The 17,407-nt window shown below is 54.3% G+C and carries 15 protein-coding genes and 1 pseudogene; 9 read left to right on the forward strand and 7 right to left on the reverse strand.

All coding sequences use genetic code 11. The features are described 5' to 3' along the window. Nucleotides 1-23 precede the first annotated feature (23 nt). On the reverse strand, nucleotides 24-1,055 hold the full coding sequence (locus OGX92_RS13145) for an IS630-like element ISEc33 family transposase (RefSeq protein ID WP_001395480.1): 1,032 nt from the start codon (nucleotides 1,053-1,055) through the stop codon (nucleotides 24-26). 106 nt (nucleotides 1,056-1,161) lie between these two features. On the opposite strand from OGX92_RS13145, the pseudogene OGX92_RS13150 reads away from it, so the two are divergent. The 3 genes and pseudogenes from OGX92_RS13150 to OGX92_RS13160 all read left to right on the forward strand — a co-directional run. Further along, nucleotides 1,162-1,311, forward strand: a pseudogene (locus tag OGX92_RS13150) (fimbrial biogenesis chaperone); the annotation flags it as partial. A gap of 42 nt (nucleotides 1,312-1,353) precedes the next feature. After that, nucleotides 1,354-3,849: a fimbria/pilus outer membrane usher protein gene (locus OGX92_RS13155; protein ID WP_286586634.1), complete on the forward strand. Its 2,496-nt coding sequence runs from the start codon at nucleotides 1,354-1,356 to the stop codon at nucleotides 3,847-3,849. After that, the gene (locus OGX92_RS13160) at nucleotides 3,840-4,922 is read left to right on the forward strand and encodes a fimbrial protein (protein WP_003835263.1); all 1,083 of its coding nucleotides are present in this window, start codon (nucleotides 3,840-3,842) and stop codon (nucleotides 4,920-4,922) included. Before OGX92_RS13155 ends, OGX92_RS13160 begins: the two co-directional genes overlap by 10 nt. A gap of 4 nt (nucleotides 4,923-4,926) precedes the next feature. On the opposite strand, the gene hcaR is transcribed toward OGX92_RS13160, so the two are convergent. Continuing rightward, the gene (gene hcaR / locus OGX92_RS13165) at nucleotides 4,927-5,808 is read right to left on the reverse strand and encodes a DNA-binding transcriptional regulator HcaR (protein WP_286586635.1); all 882 of its coding nucleotides are present in this window, start codon (nucleotides 5,806-5,808) and stop codon (nucleotides 4,927-4,929) included. Between the two features lie 135 nt (nucleotides 5,809-5,943). Between hcaR and hcaE the strand changes: the two genes are divergently transcribed. From hcaE to hcaD, 5 genes are read left to right on the forward strand one after another with little or no spacing between them, the layout of a single operon-like run. Further along, nucleotides 5,944-7,305 (forward strand): 3-phenylpropionate/cinnamic acid dioxygenase subunit alpha, encoded by a 1,362-nt coding sequence (gene hcaE / locus OGX92_RS13170; protein ID WP_003835267.1) that lies wholly within the window; start codon nucleotides 5,944-5,946, stop codon nucleotides 7,303-7,305. Continuing rightward, entirely contained in the window at nucleotides 7,302-7,820 is a 519-nt protein-coding gene (hcaF, locus tag OGX92_RS13175) for a 3-phenylpropionate/cinnamic acid dioxygenase subunit beta (protein ID WP_032944241.1), read from the forward strand. Before hcaE ends, hcaF begins: the two co-directional genes overlap by 4 nt. Continuing rightward, a complete protein-coding gene (hcaC, locus tag OGX92_RS13180) occupies nucleotides 7,820-8,140 on the forward strand; it encodes a 3-phenylpropionate/cinnamic acid dioxygenase ferredoxin subunit (RefSeq protein WP_003835270.1) in 321 nt (106 codons plus the stop codon). The genes hcaF and hcaC overlap by 1 nt, the downstream gene beginning before the upstream one ends. After that, nucleotides 8,137-8,949, forward strand: coding sequence for a 3-phenylpropionate-dihydrodiol/cinnamic acid-dihydrodiol dehydrogenase (gene hcaB, locus OGX92_RS13185; RefSeq protein ID WP_048215769.1), 813 nt, complete (start codon nucleotides 8,137-8,139; stop codon nucleotides 8,947-8,949). The genes hcaC and hcaB overlap by 4 nt, the downstream gene beginning before the upstream one ends. Before the next feature lie 9 nt (nucleotides 8,950-8,958). Continuing rightward, nucleotides 8,959-10,161 carry a phenylpropionate dioxygenase ferredoxin reductase subunit gene (gene hcaD, locus OGX92_RS13190; protein WP_286586636.1) on the forward strand — a complete coding sequence of 401 codons (1,203 nt, stop codon included), beginning with the start codon at nucleotides 8,959-8,961 and terminating at the stop codon, nucleotides 10,159-10,161. A 92-nt stretch (nucleotides 10,162-10,253) separates the two neighbouring features. On the opposite strand, the gene glyA is transcribed toward hcaD, so the two are convergent. Next, the gene (glyA, locus tag OGX92_RS13195) at nucleotides 10,254-11,507 is read right to left on the reverse strand and encodes a serine hydroxymethyltransferase (protein WP_003835277.1); all 1,254 of its coding nucleotides are present in this window, start codon (nucleotides 11,505-11,507) and stop codon (nucleotides 10,254-10,256) included. Nucleotides 11,508-11,833: 326 nt separating this feature from the next. On the opposite strand from glyA, the gene hmpA reads away from it, so the two are divergent. After that, the gene (hmpA, locus tag OGX92_RS13200; protein ID WP_003037624.1) at nucleotides 11,834-13,024 is read left to right on the forward strand and encodes an NO-inducible flavohemoprotein; all 1,191 of its coding nucleotides are present in this window, start codon (nucleotides 11,834-11,836) and stop codon (nucleotides 13,022-13,024) included. Nucleotides 13,025-13,125: 101 nt separating this feature from the next. Here the strand turns inward: hmpA and glnB are convergent, their stop codons facing one another. Genes glnB through qseE form a run of 4 tightly spaced genes read right to left on the reverse strand, consistent with a single transcriptional unit; the run spans nucleotide 13,126 to nucleotide 17,055 of the window. Further along, on the reverse strand, nucleotides 13,126-13,464 hold the full coding sequence (gene glnB / locus OGX92_RS13205; RefSeq protein ID WP_002914032.1) for a nitrogen regulatory protein P-II: 339 nt from the start codon (nucleotides 13,462-13,464) through the stop codon (nucleotides 13,126-13,128). Between the two features lie 60 nt (nucleotides 13,465-13,524). Next, entirely contained in the window at nucleotides 13,525-14,859 is a 1,335-nt protein-coding gene (gene glrR / locus OGX92_RS13210; RefSeq protein ID WP_304502732.1) for a two-component system response regulator GlrR, read from the reverse strand. Next, the gene (qseG, locus tag OGX92_RS13215) at nucleotides 14,859-15,602 is read right to left on the reverse strand and encodes a two-component system QseEF-associated lipoprotein QseG (protein WP_286586638.1); all 744 of its coding nucleotides are present in this window, start codon (nucleotides 15,600-15,602) and stop codon (nucleotides 14,859-14,861) included. Before qseG ends, glrR begins: the two co-directional genes overlap by 1 nt. 22 nt (nucleotides 15,603-15,624) lie before the next feature. Then, nucleotides 15,625-17,055, reverse strand: a complete 1,431-nt coding sequence (qseE, locus tag OGX92_RS13220; RefSeq protein ID WP_125112766.1) for a two component system sensor histidine kinase QseE/GlrK — start codon at nucleotides 17,053-17,055, stop codon at nucleotides 15,625-15,627. Nucleotides 17,056-17,407: the final 352 nt, after the last annotated feature.

Below are 17,407 nucleotides of genomic sequence, written 5' to 3' on the forward strand. Positions count from 1 at the left end.
CTAAATAGCTGCGCCTAATACCGCTACACTTTTGCCTGACCATGTTTTCCTCCGGGGAATGGGCTGGCGGTTTCCATAAAATGGCGGACCTTTTTCAGTAACTGCCACATTGAGCGGCACTGATGATTACGGGTTATCGTGTCATGAAGTGCCTGCCATAGCCGTTCCACATGATTCACCCACGGCGAGTAAACCGGCTGGTAAATTACCCTGAACTTGGGATTTGCTTTCAACCAGCGCTGTGTTTCGCGGCTTTTATGGATAATGTAGTTATCAACGATCAGCGTGATTGTTTTCGCCCGCCGGTAAGTGGCTTTCAGGTGCTTCAGCAGAGCGATAAACAGCGCTGAACTTTTGCTGTTGCCGCCCACGTAGCTGACTTTACCCGTGCCACTGTGCAGTGCGCCGGCCAAATAGTATTTTTCGTTCTGCCCCGGCGTCACTACCCGTTTCTGCTGTCCGCGCAACTGCCAGTCCGCACCGATTTTAGGATTAAGGTGGATATCCACTTCATCTTCATAAAATACCGGATGCTCTGCGCTGCATTCATCCAGCGCTTTGTGGATTACCGCCATCTTTTCATCTTTATGTGGGTCACGGATACGCAGAGTTGGCGCGGCCCTGCGCCATACAAGCCCCGCAGATGGCAACCAGCGGCGAACGGTTCCTGCATGTAACTGGCAACCGGTTATCTCATTGATTTTTATTGCCAGTAATTCGGTGCTCCAGCGTGAACGTTGATAACCAAAATCGCCGGGAGAATGCTTTATCAGCTCACGTAACAGGGTGCAGATATGTTCAAAAGGCCAGCGTCGGGAGCGCCCTGCGGGTAAGGATTTCAGGCCTTCAATACCTGAGTGCGTAAACCAGTTAATCCAGCGACCAACGGATGAACGGGCACAACAGAGAGTTCTGGCAACATCGCTGACCCGTTCACCCCGATGAAGCATCAGCATGGCCGTGAGTCTGCGGGCATGATTTTTATCACGCGTTTTATGAATAGCTTTCTGCATCAGGCGTCGTTCGCCACGGGGTATTGGTACTATGATCGGCATCGCTCAGTCCGGTTGGTGATTTTGGTTGGTTTGGCGATTGATCAGATCGCACAATCCGGGCTGAGTTCCCTTTCAGTGATCTACTATTCCGCGCAGCTATTTAGGGAAAACCGATCTCACGAATAAAATCGATTACATCGCTCCCGGCGAGCATAAACGGCTGGCGGTCCCCGCCGCCGCAGGGAAAACGGTGCAGTGGGCCGCGATCAACGACTATGGCGGTACCACCAAAACAGAAACCCAGACGCTGCAATAAGCCGCGCCTCACGATGATAGCTCTCAGGGAATGACAAGCGATATGACGCAAAGAACGCCGAATTTATCAACCGTGAAGCCACTTGCCTTCTGGTTGCACTGCGCAATCGCCAGCGGATGCCTGGCCTCCGGCCATGCCTGGGCCGGTGACTTCTACTTTGATCCAACCCTTCTGGAAACGGAGAAAAGCGGCCAACAGGCGGTGGATCTGGCGGTATTTTCGCAGAATAACGCCCAGCTTCCCGGCGAATATATTGTTGATATTTATATTAACAACAAGAAAACCGGCCAGCGTAAGCTGCCGTTCGTTGCAGGTAAAGAACACCAGTTGATTCCTCAGTTCACCCTCGGGCAATTGCGTGAACTGGGCTTTAAAATCGACAACTATCCACAGTTGGCGGAGCAGGACAACGCCACGACGGTTGCCGACCTGACGCAGGCGATTCCCGGCAGCATCTCACAGTTTGATATCAACCACAGCCGACTGAATCTCAGCGTGCCGCAGATTGCCCTTTACCGTGACGCCCGCGGCTATGTAGATCCTGCTCGTTGGGACGACGGGATGCCGGTTTTGTTCACCAACTACAACTTTAGCGGTTCGCAAAACCAGTACGACAACGACAGCGATCGGCGCCAGTATCTGAATATGCAAAATGGCGCCAACATCGGCCCCTGGCGACTACGCAATTACTCGACCTGGGCGCACAGCGATAATGACACGCGTTGGGATAGCATTAATAGCTGGCTACAACGGGATATCAAAAGCCTGAAATCGCAGCTGGTGATAGGCGAGAGCGCCACCGAAGGCACGGTGTTCTCCAGCTATCAGTTTACCGGCGTGCGGCTGTACTCTGATGAAACCATGCTACCCAACAGCCAGCGCGGTTTTGCGCCGACCATTCGCGGCATCGCCAACTCCAGCGCTATCGTTACGGTACGGCAAAACGGCTACATCCTGTATCAAAGCAACGTTCCGGCGGGGGCTTTTGAAATCAACGATCTCTACCCTTCGGCGTTCAGCGGCGACTTAGACGTCACTATCGAAGAAGCCGACGGCAGCATACGTCATTTCGTCCAGCCGTTCTCCGCGCTGCCGCAGATGCAAAGACCGGGTTATCTAAAATACAGCGTCACCGCGGGGCGCTTTCGCGCTGCCAGCTCGCAGGACAGCCACGAGCCGGAGTTCCTTGAAAGCACAGCCAGCTATGGTCTGAACAACGCGTTCACGCTTTACGGCGGCCTGAACGCCTCGCAGGACTACCGAGCGCTGGCGCTGGGCCTCGGCTCTACGCTTGGCGTTCTGGGAGCAGTATCGATGGACGTCAGCCGCGCGGACACTCAGCTTGATAACGATGAAAGCTATCATGGCTACAGCTGGCGCACCCAGTACATCAAAGACCTACCGGAAAGCGGCACCAGCGTGTCGCTAAGCTACTACCGCTACACCAGCAGCGGTTATTTCAACTTCTCCGACGCCAACCAGAAGGGTATCAACGGCGGCGATCACCTGCGCAATGAAGCTCAGTTCACTGTCAGCCAGACGTTGTTTTCTGGTATCAGTTTCTACGCCTCTGGCTCGCAGCAGGAGTACTGGGATCGCGAGCAGCAGGATAAAAACCTGTCCATTGGCCTGAACGGCAATCTGTGGGGCGTGAGCTATAACCTCAGCGGCCAGTTTACCGACTCACATGACAGCGACAACGACCGTACGCTGTCGCTCAGCCTGAGCGTGCCGTTGGATCGCTGGCTGTCGCATGCGCAGGCAACCTGGCGCACCACTGACCAGCGCGATTGCGCTACTCAGCACGAAGTGGGCATCAATGGCTCGCTGCTGGAAGACCGTCGGCTGACTTATAACCTGAAACAACGGCAAAGCGAAGGCGGCGATCCGGGCAGCAGCAGTCTGTACGGCAGCTACCGTTCTGCCTACGGCACCGTGAATGCCGGTTACGACTACAGCAGCGATAACCGCCAACTGAGCTACGGTCTCTCTGGTGGTATTGTCGCCCATCGTCACGGTGTGACCCTGTCGCAGTCGCTGGGCAATGCCTTTGCGCTGATTGACGCCAACGGCGCGGCAGGGATCCGGGTGAAAAATTACCCCGGCATCGCCACCGACTATTTTGGCTATGCCGTGATCCCCTATCTGACCGCGTATCAGGAAAACGCCATCTCTCTCGATACCACAATGATGCCGGATAACGTCGACGTCACCGAAACGGTGCGCACCGTAGTGCCTAATCGCGGTGCCGCCGTAACGGCACACTTTATTGCCCGGACCGGCTACCGCGTACTGCTGAAACTCACCGATGCGCGCGGAAAAGCACTGCCCTTCGGCGCCATCGCCAGCAGTCAGACGCAGCAGAGCATCGTCGATGAAGGTGGCGTGCTGTATATCACTGGTGTAAACAGCCAGCCGCAGATCTGGTCCGTGCGCTGGGGGAATCAGCCAGATCAACAGTGCCAGTTTACCTTCAGCCTGCCGGAAGATTCTGCTCGCAACACCGCAATACAAAATGGGAACGCGCTATGTCAATAAAGAGTCTGTGGATGAAAAATGGGATTACCGCCGTGCTACTGGCGCTACCTATCACCCCGGTCTACGCGGTGAACGGGGCCTGCTCCGCGACGGGAAGCTTTAACGTCAATATAGCCAGCGACTGGACGCAAGCACAGAACGTTGCGGGAACCTCGCTGGAACTGCCAACGCCGCTCTCAGGCAATGCTTATCAAATCGATTGCAGCTGTAGCGCGGGTAGCAAAGTGGCGTTGTACTATACGGTCACCAGCGCGCTATCTAAAAACGGTAAACTCAGCGGCTTTTACCAGTTGAATGATAATCTGGATATTAAAACTGAAGTTGATGACATTCCTGGGAAGACGGCGGTCACGCCGCTGAACACTAAACCTATCCAGGAAAGTGGCTCTTACAGCCCCAGCAGCAGCAAAGGTAGCGTGTGCACGGCTGACCCAGCGGAGATCCGCGCCGCGCCGGTAACCATTGGCGCGAGCACCCGTTTTACGCTGTACGTCACCAAACCCTTCCTGGGGGAACTGGTAATTCCAGACACCCTGGTCGCCTCAGTACAGGCCGGATGGACCAGTTCGTCCACCCCACCATCGGTGAGCAGCATGGAAGATATCGCCGAACTGCGCATCCAGGGGAGCATCACCGTGCCCCAGGATTGTAAAATCAACCAGGGCGACGTGATTCAGGTCGATCTCGGTTTTATCAACGCCAACCGTTTCACCACCAAGGACCAGATGCCGGACGGCTATACACCGGTCAATTTTGACATTCACTATGACTGCGGTGATACCTCAACCATCAAAAATAGCATGGAAATGAGGATTGATGCTGATGATGTGATTGAGCAGTACACGTTAGTCGCCCGCCGCCAGGAAGCCAATAACGTCCCGGACATCGGTGTGAGAATGGCCCGTATCGACGGGACCCATGTCAATGTCCCGTTCACAAATGGATTGATCAATATCGATCCTTCCGGCAAGGGAGTAATCAACCTGGAAGCCTGGCCGATTAATATGCTCGGCGGCACGCCCGCGCCGGGGAAATTTAGCGGTACCGCAACCATCACCGTTCTCGTGAAATAATGGCTCACAACATCGGCTGGCGCTGAGCCAGTTCGATAAAATGCTGCAGGGCGGGCTTTAGCTCGCCTTTTTTCCACGCCATCAACAGCGCAATGGTCGGAACATCGCCAACAATAGGACGGAAAACCACCTGTCCGGTATTAAAATTATTCATATAACCGGGTATCAAAGTCACCCCCAGCCCCATGCCGACCAGGTTCATGGTCACCAGAATGTTGGTTGCCACCTGCACAATGTTGGGCTGGCTTTTTTGTCGCTGAAACCAGTTTTTGACAATCATCGCTAACGCGCCGGAGTAGGCCGGATCGGTACTGACAAAATTCACGCCGTGTAGTTGTTCTGCGGAGATTGCTTGCTCATTAGCTAACGGATGATTCACCGGTAAAACCACTACTAACGGCTCATGAATCAGCTCCAGATAATCGAGATCCGGGCTGTACACCGGGTGGCGCATTAAGCCCACATCCAGCTCTCCACTCAGGATCTTCTCTTCCTGTTCAGTGGTGATCAGACTCACCAGCTCAATGTGCGTATCAGGCTGTTTTAAACGAAACAAAGGCAGCACCTTCGGCAGCAGATTTACCTCTGCGGAAGGGACAAAACCGATGGCGAAATGATTATCTTCCTGCACCGTTTTACGGGCACGAACTTTGGCGTTTTCCGCCTGTTCGAGGATCGCCAGCGCATCTTGTAAAAAGCACTCTCCCGCCGCCGTCAGCGCAACTTTTCGTTTATCCCGCACCAACAATGGAACGCCCACGCACATTTCCAGATCGCGGATCTGGCTGCTTAACGACGGCTGAGAGGTATGCAGCTTTTCTGCCGCTCGGGTGAAATTCAGCGCCTGCGCCACCGCTACGAAATAGCGTAAGTGCCTCAGTTCCATGCCCTTCTCCTTGTTATCGAAAAAATGTCTCAACTGGTAGAAATTTACTATTTCACAGATTGATAACCAAACAGCAACATCCTTAGGGTACAAAAAAAGAAGGTCAATACATCTTAGCTTTCAGGATTAAAAAATATGACCACACCCTCAAATTTAGACATCTACCAACTGATCGATACGCAAAACGGTCGCGTAACCCCACGAATTTATACCGACCCTGAAATTTACCAACTGGAGCTGGAACGCATCTTCGGACGCTGCTGGTTATTTCTCGCCCACGAAAGCCAAATCCCCAAACCCGGTGATTTTTTTAACACCTACATGGGCGAGGATGCAGTTGTGGTGGTTCGCCAGAAAGACGGCACCATCAAAGCGTTTCTCAACCAGTGTCGCCACCGCGCAATGCGTGTCAGCTACGCCGACTGTGGCAATACCCGCGCCTTCACCTGCCCTTATCACGGCTGGTCGTACGGCATTAACGGCGAGCTGATCGACGTGCCGCTGGAGCCACGCGCCTACCCACAAGGGCTGTGCAAATCGCACTGGGGGCTGAACGAAGTTCCTGGCGTAGAGAGCTACAAGGGACTGATTTTCGGCAACTGGGATACCTCCGCGCCTGCGCTGCGCGATTATCTCGGCGACATCGCCTGGTATCTCGACGGCGTGCTGGATCGTCGTGAAGGCGGCACCGAAATCGTCGGTGGCGTACAAAAGTGGACCATCGATTGTAACTGGAAATTCCCCGCCGAACAGTTTGCCAGCGACCAGTATCACGCGCTGTTCAGCCATGCCTCGGCCGTGCAGGTGCTGGGGGCAAAAGACGACGGCAGCGATAAACGCCTGGGAGACGGACAAACCGCCCGCCCGGTGTGGGAAACCGCCAAAGACGCACTACAGTTCGGTCAGGATGGGCACGGTAGCGGATTTTTCTTTACCGAAAATCCTGATGCCAATGTCTGGGTCGACGGCGAAGTCTCCAGCTACTACCGTGACACCTACGCGGAAGCCGAGCAGCGTCTGGGTAAAGTTCGCGCCCTGCGTCTGGCCGGTCACAACAACATTTTCCCAACGCTTTCCTGGCTCAACGGTACTGCCACCTTAAGGGTCTGGCATCCGCGCGGGCCGGATCAAGTTGAAGTGTGGGCATTCTGTATTACCGATAAAGCCGCCTCTGATGAAGTGAAAGCCGCGTTTGAAAACAGCGCAACGCGGGCTTTTGGCCCCGCCGGATTCCTGGAGCAGGACGACTCGGAAAACTGGTGTGAAATACAAAAACTGTTGAAGGGTCATCGCGCACGCAACACCAGGTTGTGTCTGGAAATGGGGCTTGGCCAGGAGAAACGTCGTGAAGACGGCATTCCGGGGATCACCAACTACATCTTTTCGGAAACCGCCGCGCGCGGCATGTATCAGCGCTGGGCCGATTTGCTCAGCAGCGAAAGCTGGCAGGAAGTGCAGGAGAAAACCGCAGCTTACCAGCAGGAGGTGATGAAATGAGCACCTTAGTTTCTCAGGAACTACACCATCGCATTACACAGTTTCTCTACCATGAAGCCAGCCTGCTGGATGACTGGAAGTTTCGTGACTGGCTGGCACAACTGGATGAAGACATTCGCTACACCATGCGTACGACGGTCAATGCCCAGACGCGCGATCGTCGCAAAGGCGTGCAGCCGCCGACCACCTGGATTTTCAACGACAACAAAGACCAGCTCGAACGTCGTATCGCGCGCCTGGAAACCGGCATGGCCTGGGCGGAAGAGCCACCGTCGCGTACCCGGCACCTGATCAGCAACTGCCAGGTCAGTGAAACTGGAGTTCCCGACGTCTTTGCCGTGCGCCTTAATTATCTGCTGTATCGCGCGCAAAAAGAGCGCGATGAAACCTTTTACGTCGGCATGCGCATAGACAAAGTGCGCCGTTTGCCGGGCGATGAGTGGCGCTTACTGGAGCGTGAGATCGTGCTGGATCAAGCGGTGATCACCTCCCATAACCTGAGTGTACTGTTCTGATGAGTCGTGTTTATGCCTGCCCCGTAGGGGATTTGCCGGAGGGTGAAGCGCTCCGGCTTGATACTTCGCCCGTCATCGCGCTGTTCAACGTTGGCGGCGAGTTCTATGCCATTAACGATCGCTGTAGCCACGGTAACGCCTCGATGTCGGAAGGCTATCTGGAAGACGACGCTACGGTGGAATGCCCGCTGCATGCCGCCAGTTTTTGCCTGAGAACCGGCAAGGCGTTGTGTCTACCCGCCACCGATCCGCTAACCACCTACGCAGTATATGTGGACGGTAGCGATGTGTTTGTTGATATTCCAGAGGACGCAAGATGAGCGATTTACGCGATAACGTGGTCTTTATCACCGGCGGCGGCTCCGGTCTTGGCCTGGCGCTGGTCGAGCGTTTCATCGAGGAAGGTGCGCGGGTCGCCACGCTGGAGCTGTCGCCAGCTAAAGTTGCCAGCCTGCGTCAGCGCTTTGGCGAACATGTGCTGGCAATCGAAGGCAACGTCACCTGCTACGCCGACTATCAGCGCGCGGTAGATCAAATCCTGACGCATTACGGTACGCTGGACTGTTTTATCGGAAATGCGGGGATATGGGATCACAACGCCTCGTTGGTCAATACGCCTGCGGATGCGCTGGAGAGCGGCTTTCATGAGCTGTTTAACGTCAACGTGCTGGGCTATCTGCTGGGCGCAAAAGCCTGTGCCCCTGCACTTATCGCCAGCGAAGGCAGCATCATCTTTACCCTGTCCAATGCGTCGTGGTATCCCGGCGGCGGCGGCCCGCTGTATACCGCCAGCAAACATGCGGCTACCGGGCTGATTCGCCAGCTGGCATACGAGCTGGCACCAAAGGTTCGTGTTAACGGTGTCGGTCCATGCGGTATGGCGACAGATCTACGCGGCCCGCAGGCGCTGGGACAAAACGATACATCGATTATGCAGTCGCTTACGCCGGAAAAAATCGCCGCTATTTTGCCACTACAGTTTTTCCCGGAGCCGGCGGATTTTACCGGCCCGTATGTGATGCTGGCGTCAAAGCGTAACAACCGCACATTGAGCGGCGTGATGATCAATGCCGACGCCGGTCTGGGTATTCGCGGTATTCGTCACGTCGCCGCCGGACTGGATCTCTGAGGAGGCGTTATGAACCCAAAAACTATCGCTATCGTCGGCGGCGGTCAGTCGGCGGCTATGGCTGCCGCTGCACTGCGCCAACAAGGATTTGACGGCGAATTACACCTGTTTTCCGATGAGCAACATCTGCCCTATGAACGCCCACCGCTCTCCAAAGCGATGCTACTGGACGACAATCCGCAACTTCAGCCGATACTCCCCGCTGACTGGTGGCGGGAACACAACGTACAGCTGCATCTGGGGGTTACTGTGCGGACGCTCGGCCGCCAAACGCATCAGTTGGTGCTGGCTAATGGGCAGAGTTATCCATGGGATCGGCTACTGATTGCGACGGGCGCTGCGGCACGCCCCCTTCCGCAACTGGATAAGCTGGGCGATCGTTGCTTCACCCTGCGCCACGCGGGCGATGCCGAGCGCCTGCGCGACAATTTATTGCCGGGCAAGTCGATTGTCATTGTCGGTGCGGGCACCATTGGTCTGGAACTGGCGGCCAGCGCGACTCAACGTGGCTGTCAGGTGACGGTAGTGGAGCTGGCGCCAACGGTCATGGGCCGCAACGCGCCTGCTCCGGTGCGCGACTATCTGCTAGCCCGCCACCAACTTGCGGGCGTGCGAGTACTGCTTAACAGCACTATTGAGCATGTCGAAGCAGGAGAGTGTCTCTCACTCACGCTACAAAACGGCGAAACTCTCACCGCTGATGCGGTGATCTATGGCATCGGTATCGTGGCGAACGATATGCTGGCCCGCGAAGCGGGGCTGGAGACGGCGAACGGCATTATCGTTGATATCGCCTGCACCACCTCCGATCCCGCGATTTTCGCCGCCGGTGACGTAGCGATAACGCGCCAGGCTGACGGTTCGTTAGTACGCGTCGAAAGCTGGGAAAACGCCAATTTTCAGGCACAGGTTGCCGCCGCCGCGATGCTCAATCAACCGCAGCCAGCAGCAACGCCGGGCTGGTTCTGGACCGATCAATATCGCGATAATTTGCAGTTTATTGGCGAAATGCAGGGAGATAGCTGGCTCATACGCGGCAATTCAGATGCGCAGAGAGCAATATGGTTTAACCTACAGGATGACGTGATTGTCGGCGCAGTAACGTTGAATCAGGGCCGAGAAATACGTTTATTGAGAAAATGGATTCAGGCAAAGAAAAAGCCGCCAGTGGCGGCTTTAATCGATGAAACAATCTTGCTTAAGTCAATATAACTGCCGGATGGCACTTCGTTTATCTGGCCTACATGTGAGTTACCTGTAGGCCGGATAAGATGTTTACACCACCATCTGGCAATCCGTATTACTTACGCGTAAACCGGGAAACGTGCACAGATATCCAGCACTTTACCTTTGACGCGCTCGATAACAGCTTCGTCATTGATGTTGTCCAGAACGTCACACATCCAGCCAGCCAGCTCTTTCACTTCAGCTTCTTTAAAGCCACGGCGAGTCACAGCCGGAGAACCGATACGGATACCGGAAGTCACAAACGGGCTCTTCGGATCGTTCGGTACGCTGTTTTTGTTAACGGTGATGTTAGCACGGCCCAGCGCGGCGTCAGCTTCTTTACCGGTCAGGTTTTTATCAACCAGATCCAGCAGGAACAGGTGGTTTTCAGTACCGCCAGAAACCACTTTGTAGCCACGGTTCAGGAACACTTCCACCATCGCTTTGGCGTTTTTGGCAACCTGCTGTTGGTAAACCTTGAACTCAGGCTCCATCGCTTCTTTCAGCGCCACAGCTTTCGCCGCGATCACGTGCATCAGCGGGCCGCCCTGCGCGCTTGGGAACACAGCGGAGTTCAGTTTTTTGTACAGCTCTTCGTCACCGCCTTTCGCCAGGATCAGGCCACCGCGCGGACCCGCCAGGGTTTTGTGGGTAGTGGTGGTCACAACGTGTGCGTGTGGAACCGGGTTCGGATAAACGCCCGCGGCAATCAGACCCGCAACGTGCGCCATATCGACGAACAGGTATGCACCGATGCTGTCGGCGATTTCGCGCATTTTTGCCCAGTCAACAACGCCGGAGTAAGCAGAGAAGCCACCGATGATCATCTTCGGTTTGTGCTCTTTGGCCTGCTTCGCCATGTCTTCGTAGTCAATTTTGCCGGACTCATCAATACCGTAAGGGATGATGTTGTACAGTTTGCCGGAGAAGTTAACCGGGGAGCCGTGAGTCAGGTGGCCGCCTTGTGCCAGGTTCATACCCAGAACGGTATCGCCCGGTTGCAGCAGAGCGGTATAAACAGCGAAGTTAGCCTGAGAACCAGAGTGCGGCTGTACGTTGGCGTAGTCAGCGCCAAACAGCTCTTTTGCACGATCGATAGCCAGTTGCTCAACGATATCAACGTACTCGCAACCGCCGTAGTAGCGCTTGCCCGGATAACCTTCAGCGTATTTGTTGGTCAGCTGAGAACCCTGCGCCTGCATAACACGCGGGCTGGTGTAGTTTTCGGAGGCGATCAGTTCGATGTGCTCTTCCTGACGTACTTTTTCCTGCTCCATAGCCTGCCACAGTTCGGCATCATAATCGGCAATGTTCATTTCACGCTTTAACATCCGCATCTCCTGACTCAGCTAACAATAGAATTTCGGCCTAAAAAGGCAGTCCCTAGGACTTCGGCCAACAGTATAACCGAATCATTCTTCGATAACAGGTCTTGACAAAGGATTTTACGCAAACGATTACCTTCGCGGTACGCAAGGCTTTGGAGAACAAAGGTCTGCTGAATTTCAACGGATTTCTTTTCAGGTTTGTGATGCAGATTTTTCACGATGTAACCTTTACAACGCAAAGTTACAAAGAACCATTTACAATGCAGGGGTATTTTTTATAAGATGTATTTGACATACATCATTAAAGTCTCAGATAGAAGGAAGACCGTATGCTTGACGCACAAACCATCGCTACAGTGAAAGCCACCATTCCCCTGCTGGTTGAAACAGGCCCGAAGCTGACCGCCCATTTCTACGACCGCATGTTTACGCATAACCCAGAGCTGAAAGAAATCTTCAACATGAGTAATCAGCGTAATGGCGATCAGCGTGAAGCGCTGTTTAATGCTATTGCCGCGTATGCCAGCAATATCGAAAATCTGGCGGCACTGTTGCCGGCTGTTGAGAAAATCGCACAGAAGCATACCAGCTTCCAGATTAAACCCGAGCAGTACAACATCGTAGGTGGCCATTTGCTGGCAACGCTGGACGAAATGTTCAGCCCAGGCCAGGAAGTTCTGGATGCATGGGGCAAAGCATACGGCGTTCTGGCGAACGTTTTCATCAACCGTGAAGCGCAAATCTACAGCGAAAATGCCAATAAAAATGGCGGTTGGGAAGGTACCCGTCCTTTCCGCATCGTGGCAAAAACTCCACGCAGCGCACTTATCACCAGCTTTGAGTTTGAACCTGTCGACGGTGGTGCAGTAGCTGAATATCATCCGGGGCAATATCTGGGCGTCTGGCTGAAGCCAGAAGGTTTCCCGCATCAGGAAATTCGTCAGTACTCACTGACCCGTAAACCCGATGGCAAAGGCTACCGTATTGCGGTTAAGCGTGAAGACGGTGGTCAGGTTTCAACCTGGCTGCACAACCATGCCAATGTTGGCGACGTTGTTCATCTGGCCGCACCTGCGGGCGATTTCTTTATGGACGTCGCGACCGACACCCCGGTATCTCTGATCTCCGCGGGCGTGGGACAAACCCCAATGTTGGCGATGCTGGATACGCTGGCGAAAGCGAAGCATACGGCGCAGGTTAACTGGTTCCACGCGGCAGAAAATGGCGATGTCCATGCCTTTGCTGATGAAGTCAATGAACTCGGCAAAACGCTGCCACGCTTTAGCGCACACACCTGGTATCGTGAGCCAACCGAAGCCGATCGCGCGAAAGGTGCGTTTGATAGCGTAGGTCTGATGGATTTGAACAAACTGGAAAGCGCAATTAGCGATCCGGCGATGCAGTTTTATCTGTGCGGTCCGGTTGGTTTCATGCAGTTCGCCGCGAAGCAGCTGGTCGGGCTGGGCGTGAAAAACGAGAACATTCATTACGAATGCTTCGGTCCGCACAAAGTCTTGTAATGTGTTACGCGAGTAGGCCGGATAAGGCGTTTACGCCGCCATCCGGCAATCACTCTACCTGATGCGCTACGTTTATCAGGCCTACAAATTAACGGCGCGGCTTAAATTGCCGCGTCGTCTTCTTCACCGGTACGAATACGAATAACGCGTGCCACGTCGAAGACAAAAATCTTACCGTCGCCGATCTTGCCGGTCTGGGCAGTACGGATAATGGTGTCGACGCAGGTATCGACGATGTCGTCGGTAACCACAATTTCAATTTTAACCTTCGGCAGAAAATCCACCATATATTCCGCACCACGGTACAGCTCGGTATGGCCTTTCTGACGGCCAAACCCTTTCACTTCTGTCACAGTCATACCGGTAATGCCGACTTCTGCCAGCGCTTCGCGGACGTCGTCCAGCTTGAAGGGTTTAATAATCGCATCAATCTTTTTCATGCTATTCCTTGAAAAGGTCGCCTGTCTTTTGATCGAATAAAGCTAACATAATCCGCAGATTTATTCTTTGAAATCGTTTGCATCCAGCTCGTGCCGAGAAAGCAATTTATAGAATTCGGTGCGGTTGCGCCCCGCCATTCTTGCTGCATGGGTCACATTGCCCTTGGTGATTTGCAGCAGCTTACGCAGATAGTTGAGCTCAAACTGGTTACGCGCCTCAACAAAGGTCGGCAGCGCGGTGTTTTCCCCTTCCAGCGCCTGCTCCACCAGCGCGTCGCTGATCACCGGCGAAGAGGTCAACGCCACGCACTGCTCAATCACGTTGACCAGCTGACGCACGTTGCCCGGCCAGCTGGCGGTCATTAACCGCTTCATGGCATCGGTTGAAAAGGCGCGTACGAACGGTTTGTGCCGTTCAGCAGACTGGCGCAGCAGATGGTTCGCCAGCAGCGGAATATCTTCCGTACGCTCGGCCAGCGCAGGGATCTTCAGGCTCACCACGTTGAGGCGATAGTACAAATCCTCGCGAAATTCACCCCGAGCCATCGCTTTGGGTAAATCGCGGTGGGTCGCAGAAACGATCCGCACATCAATGTCGATATCGCGGTTACTGCCCAACGGTCTGACTTTTCGTTCCTGCAACACGCGCAGCAGTTTCACCTGTAACGGCGCAGGCATATCGCCAATCTCATCGAGAAACAGCGTGCCGCCTTCCGCGGCCTGAAACAGCCCTTCACGATTGCTCACCGCACCGGTAAAAGCACCGCGCGCATGACCAAACAGTTCTGATTCCAGCAGTTGTTCCGGCAACGCGCCGCAGTTAATGGCAATGAAAGGTTTTTGGCTGCGCGGGCTGGCGTTGTGAATAGCCTGAGCGAAAACTTCTTTCCCGGTTCCGCTTTGGCCGTTGATCAAGACACTAACGTCCGATTGCGCCACCATCCGCGCCTGTTCCAGCAGGCGTAGCATCAGCGGGCTGCGGGTAACGATAGATTCGCGCCAGCTGTCATCGGTGGCGGGCGCAGACTGTTCCAGCGCCCCGTCAATCGCGTGATACAACGCGTCCTTGTCGACTGGCTTAGTGAGAAAACTGAACACCCCTTGCTGGGTCGCCGCAACGGCGTCCGGGATGGAGCCGTGAGCGGTCAGGATAATCACCGGCATTCCAGGTTGTACTTTCTGGATTTCAGTAAACAGCTGCATGCCATCCATTTCATCCATGCGCAGATCGCTAATAACCAGATCCACTTTTTCACGGTTCAGCACCCGTAACCCTTCCTGCCCACTTTCCGCGGTCACGACGCTGTAGCCTTCGCTGGTCAGTCGCATTCCAAGTAATTTCAACAGGCCCGGATCGTCATCCACCAGCAGCAGATGCGCGGGCTTACGGCTTATCATGGCGTAACCTCATCGGCAGACGGCGCTGCGCCTTCTTCGTTATCAGGCGTAGTGAGTTTATCGTTCCCGTGCAGCGCATCAGGATTGTAGTTACCGCCAGGTTTGCGCGTAGAAAGCTGGCGCTCAATATCGGTCAGATTCTCCAGCTTGCGGGTCGTGAGATCGAGCTGGGACTGCAAATGCTGTTGCTGTTGGCGCAGCGTATCGAGATCGCTGTCGGACGCCTGCTGGAGTTTACTGTAGCGCATACGCTCTTCGGCAAGCTGCAACTGCAACGTTTGGCTGCTGCGCCAGACCTGATACAGCGGACGTACCTGCGGCGGAATTTGCGGGCTTAACGCATCGAGGCGCGTAACAGCCTCCCGCCTTTCAGGCGGCGTAATGTTGGCATTATCGAGCAGGATCCCACGCCTGAAAGCGCCCTGCCAGGTATCTGTCATCAGGGTGCTGGCTTCACTACGCGCCTGCACCGGCATCAGGCGATTGGCACAATCTATCGCCCGCAGCCAGTACAACGGATTGGTTTCTGTAGACTGGCCAGACAGCGACCAGATATCCGTACAGTCGGTTGCAAGGTAGTCTGCCAGTTGATTAGGCGGAATTTTCTCCTGCGAGGGATCGCCGATAATATGATTCACCGCGTTCGGGACACAACCAACCAGCGCCAGGCACGGCAGGCTTGCGAGGATGACGCGACGAAGAAAATGTCGTTTAAGCATTCGGACAACAACGTATGGCATACTCACCAGACTTAGGTTTATTTTAGTGATTTTTCGCAGCAGCTAGCGGCAGTTCTATGCGAAAACAAACGTTTTGCGCATGGTCATCAACCAGATACAGCTTGCCCCGCATACGGCGGATGCAATCTCTGGCAATGCTTAGCCCCAACCCGCTTCCTTTTACCGCCCCTTTTCGCTGATGACTCCCCTGGAAAAAAGGCTCGAAGATCATGGTCTGTTCTGCTTCTGGAATCGGTGTGCCGGTATTCATTACATCGATGTATACCGTTGAGCCATGCAAACTGCTGCGGATCCAAATGTTACCGGATTCAGCACCATAGTGCACCGCATTGGAATAAAGATTGTCCAGCACGCTCATCAACAGCATCGGTTCTGCCAGGCAGGTGTTCACCGCAAGCGCAACATCAGTATGTATCATTTTGGCGCGAGCGGGCAGGCTATGCGCAGAAACAACGCTTTCCACCAGCGGCGTGATTTCCACACTTTCAAGTTCCACCTCGTCATCAGCCAGCTTGCGGTTGTAATCAAGGAGTTGTTCAATCAGCTTTTGCAGGTTGCGGCTGCTGTCATCCAGAATACCGACCACCTCTTTTTGCTCCGCTGTTAACGGGCCAACCACCTGATCGGCCAACAATTCGGTACCTTCGCGCATGCTCGCCAGCGGTGTTTTCAGCTCATGGGAAAGATGGCGTAAAAACTGATGCCGTTGCGACTCAAGCCAGGAGAGGCGTTCGCTTAACCAGATGATACGCTGCCCCACGGATCTCAATTCCCGTGGCCCGGTAAATAATACGCTATCCCCCAGCGAGCGCCCTTCTCCCAGACAGTTGATCATCCGTTCAATGCCCTTCACCGGACCGATAATCATGCGGGTAAACAGCAAGACCATCGCCAGGCTGACGAGAAACAGCACCAGTGCCTGCCAGCCAAAAAACTGCCCACGTTCGGCTATTTCCTGCTGTAACTGCTGCCCACGAGAAAAGATCACGGTACGCGTCGCTTGCACCATCTCGGTATTGGCATTGGCGAATGCTTCCAGTCGTGCAGCCGACACACTGTCAGGACCACTGTTTTTACACTGCAACTGCGCGAGATCGTTAAGATCCTGACGCAATGCCTGGTAGAGCTTGGTATCCGGCAACACCCCCGCATGCGCATCCAGCATGTCGCTGTAGCGTTTACGCTGGCTTTGGTAGACCCTGGCCAATGTTGGGTCATCAAGCACGCAGTATTGCCGATAGCTGCGCTCCATCTCCAGCGCGACGTTGGTCATCGCCTCGCTGCGTCTGGCATCAATCAGCGTGGTGCGGTTTGTCAGCGCAGCCTGCGCGCTCAGGGCATTCAGACTTTGCCATGCCTGCCAGGCCAGAACTAACAACGGCAGCAGGATAAGCAAGAAGGCCAACGTCACCAATTGACGTAAAGATCGGGGAAAAACTGACCAGCGCTTCAAGGCGTTACTCTCAATGGACAGGAATAGATTGATGCTAACTGAGGGGAACGCCAGATACAACAAAGCCGGGATTAACCCGGCTTTGTTATGGAATAAGGCGGTGCCTAACTCGACGTTTCGCCCGGAGGTTGATATGAGCAATGCTAATATCAGATGTTGGACGGCAGGCACCTTGTTGTGCGTCATTCGAAGTTTATGTAGCACGTCCCGAAGGGGCTGACATAAGAAGGTGAATGAGCCACTGGTTAATATTATGCAGCATCTGTGCCAATATTCAAAACACTTTATTTACACAATGATAAGTATGAAAAATATTATTATTTTCACAAATAACAATTCTGGCTGTTTTTTG

The organism is Citrobacter sp. Cpo089 (assembly GCF_030332695.1).
Lineage (GTDB): Bacteria > Pseudomonadota > Gammaproteobacteria > Enterobacterales > Enterobacteriaceae > Citrobacter > Citrobacter portucalensis.

Excerpts from the sequence above, each read along its gene's own strand:
- OGX92_RS13145 (WP_001395480.1), bottom strand. The coding sequence starts at position 1,055 with ATGCCGATCATAGTACCAATACCCCGTGGCGAACGACGCCTGATGCAG.
- OGX92_RS13155 (WP_286586634.1), top strand. The coding sequence starts at position 1,354 with ATGACGCAAAGAACGCCGAATTTATCAACCGTGAAGCCACTTGCCTTC.
- OGX92_RS13160 (WP_003835263.1), top strand. The coding sequence starts at position 3,840 with ATGTCAATAAAGAGTCTGTGGATGAAAAATGGGATTACCGCCGTGCTA.
- hcaR (WP_286586635.1), bottom strand. The coding sequence starts at position 5,808 with ATGGAACTGAGGCACTTACGCTATTTCGTAGCGGTGGCGCAGGCGCTG.
- hcaE (WP_003835267.1), top strand. The coding sequence starts at position 5,944 with ATGACCACACCCTCAAATTTAGACATCTACCAACTGATCGATACGCAA.
- hcaF (WP_032944241.1), top strand. The coding sequence starts at position 7,302 with ATGAGCACCTTAGTTTCTCAGGAACTACACCATCGCATTACACAGTTT.
- hcaC (WP_003835270.1), top strand. The coding sequence starts at position 7,820 with ATGAGTCGTGTTTATGCCTGCCCCGTAGGGGATTTGCCGGAGGGTGAA.
- hcaB (WP_048215769.1), top strand. The coding sequence starts at position 8,137 with ATGAGCGATTTACGCGATAACGTGGTCTTTATCACCGGCGGCGGCTCC.
- hcaD (WP_286586636.1), top strand. The coding sequence starts at position 8,959 with ATGAACCCAAAAACTATCGCTATCGTCGGCGGCGGTCAGTCGGCGGCT.
- glyA (WP_003835277.1), bottom strand. The coding sequence starts at position 11,507 with ATGTTAAAGCGTGAAATGAACATTGCCGATTATGATGCCGAACTGTGG.
- hmpA (WP_003037624.1), top strand. The coding sequence starts at position 11,834 with ATGCTTGACGCACAAACCATCGCTACAGTGAAAGCCACCATTCCCCTG.
- glnB (WP_002914032.1), bottom strand. The coding sequence starts at position 13,464 with ATGAAAAAGATTGATGCGATTATTAAACCCTTCAAGCTGGACGACGTC.
- qseG (WP_286586638.1), bottom strand. The coding sequence starts at position 15,602 with ATGCCATACGTTGTTGTCCGAATGCTTAAACGACATTTTCTTCGTCGC.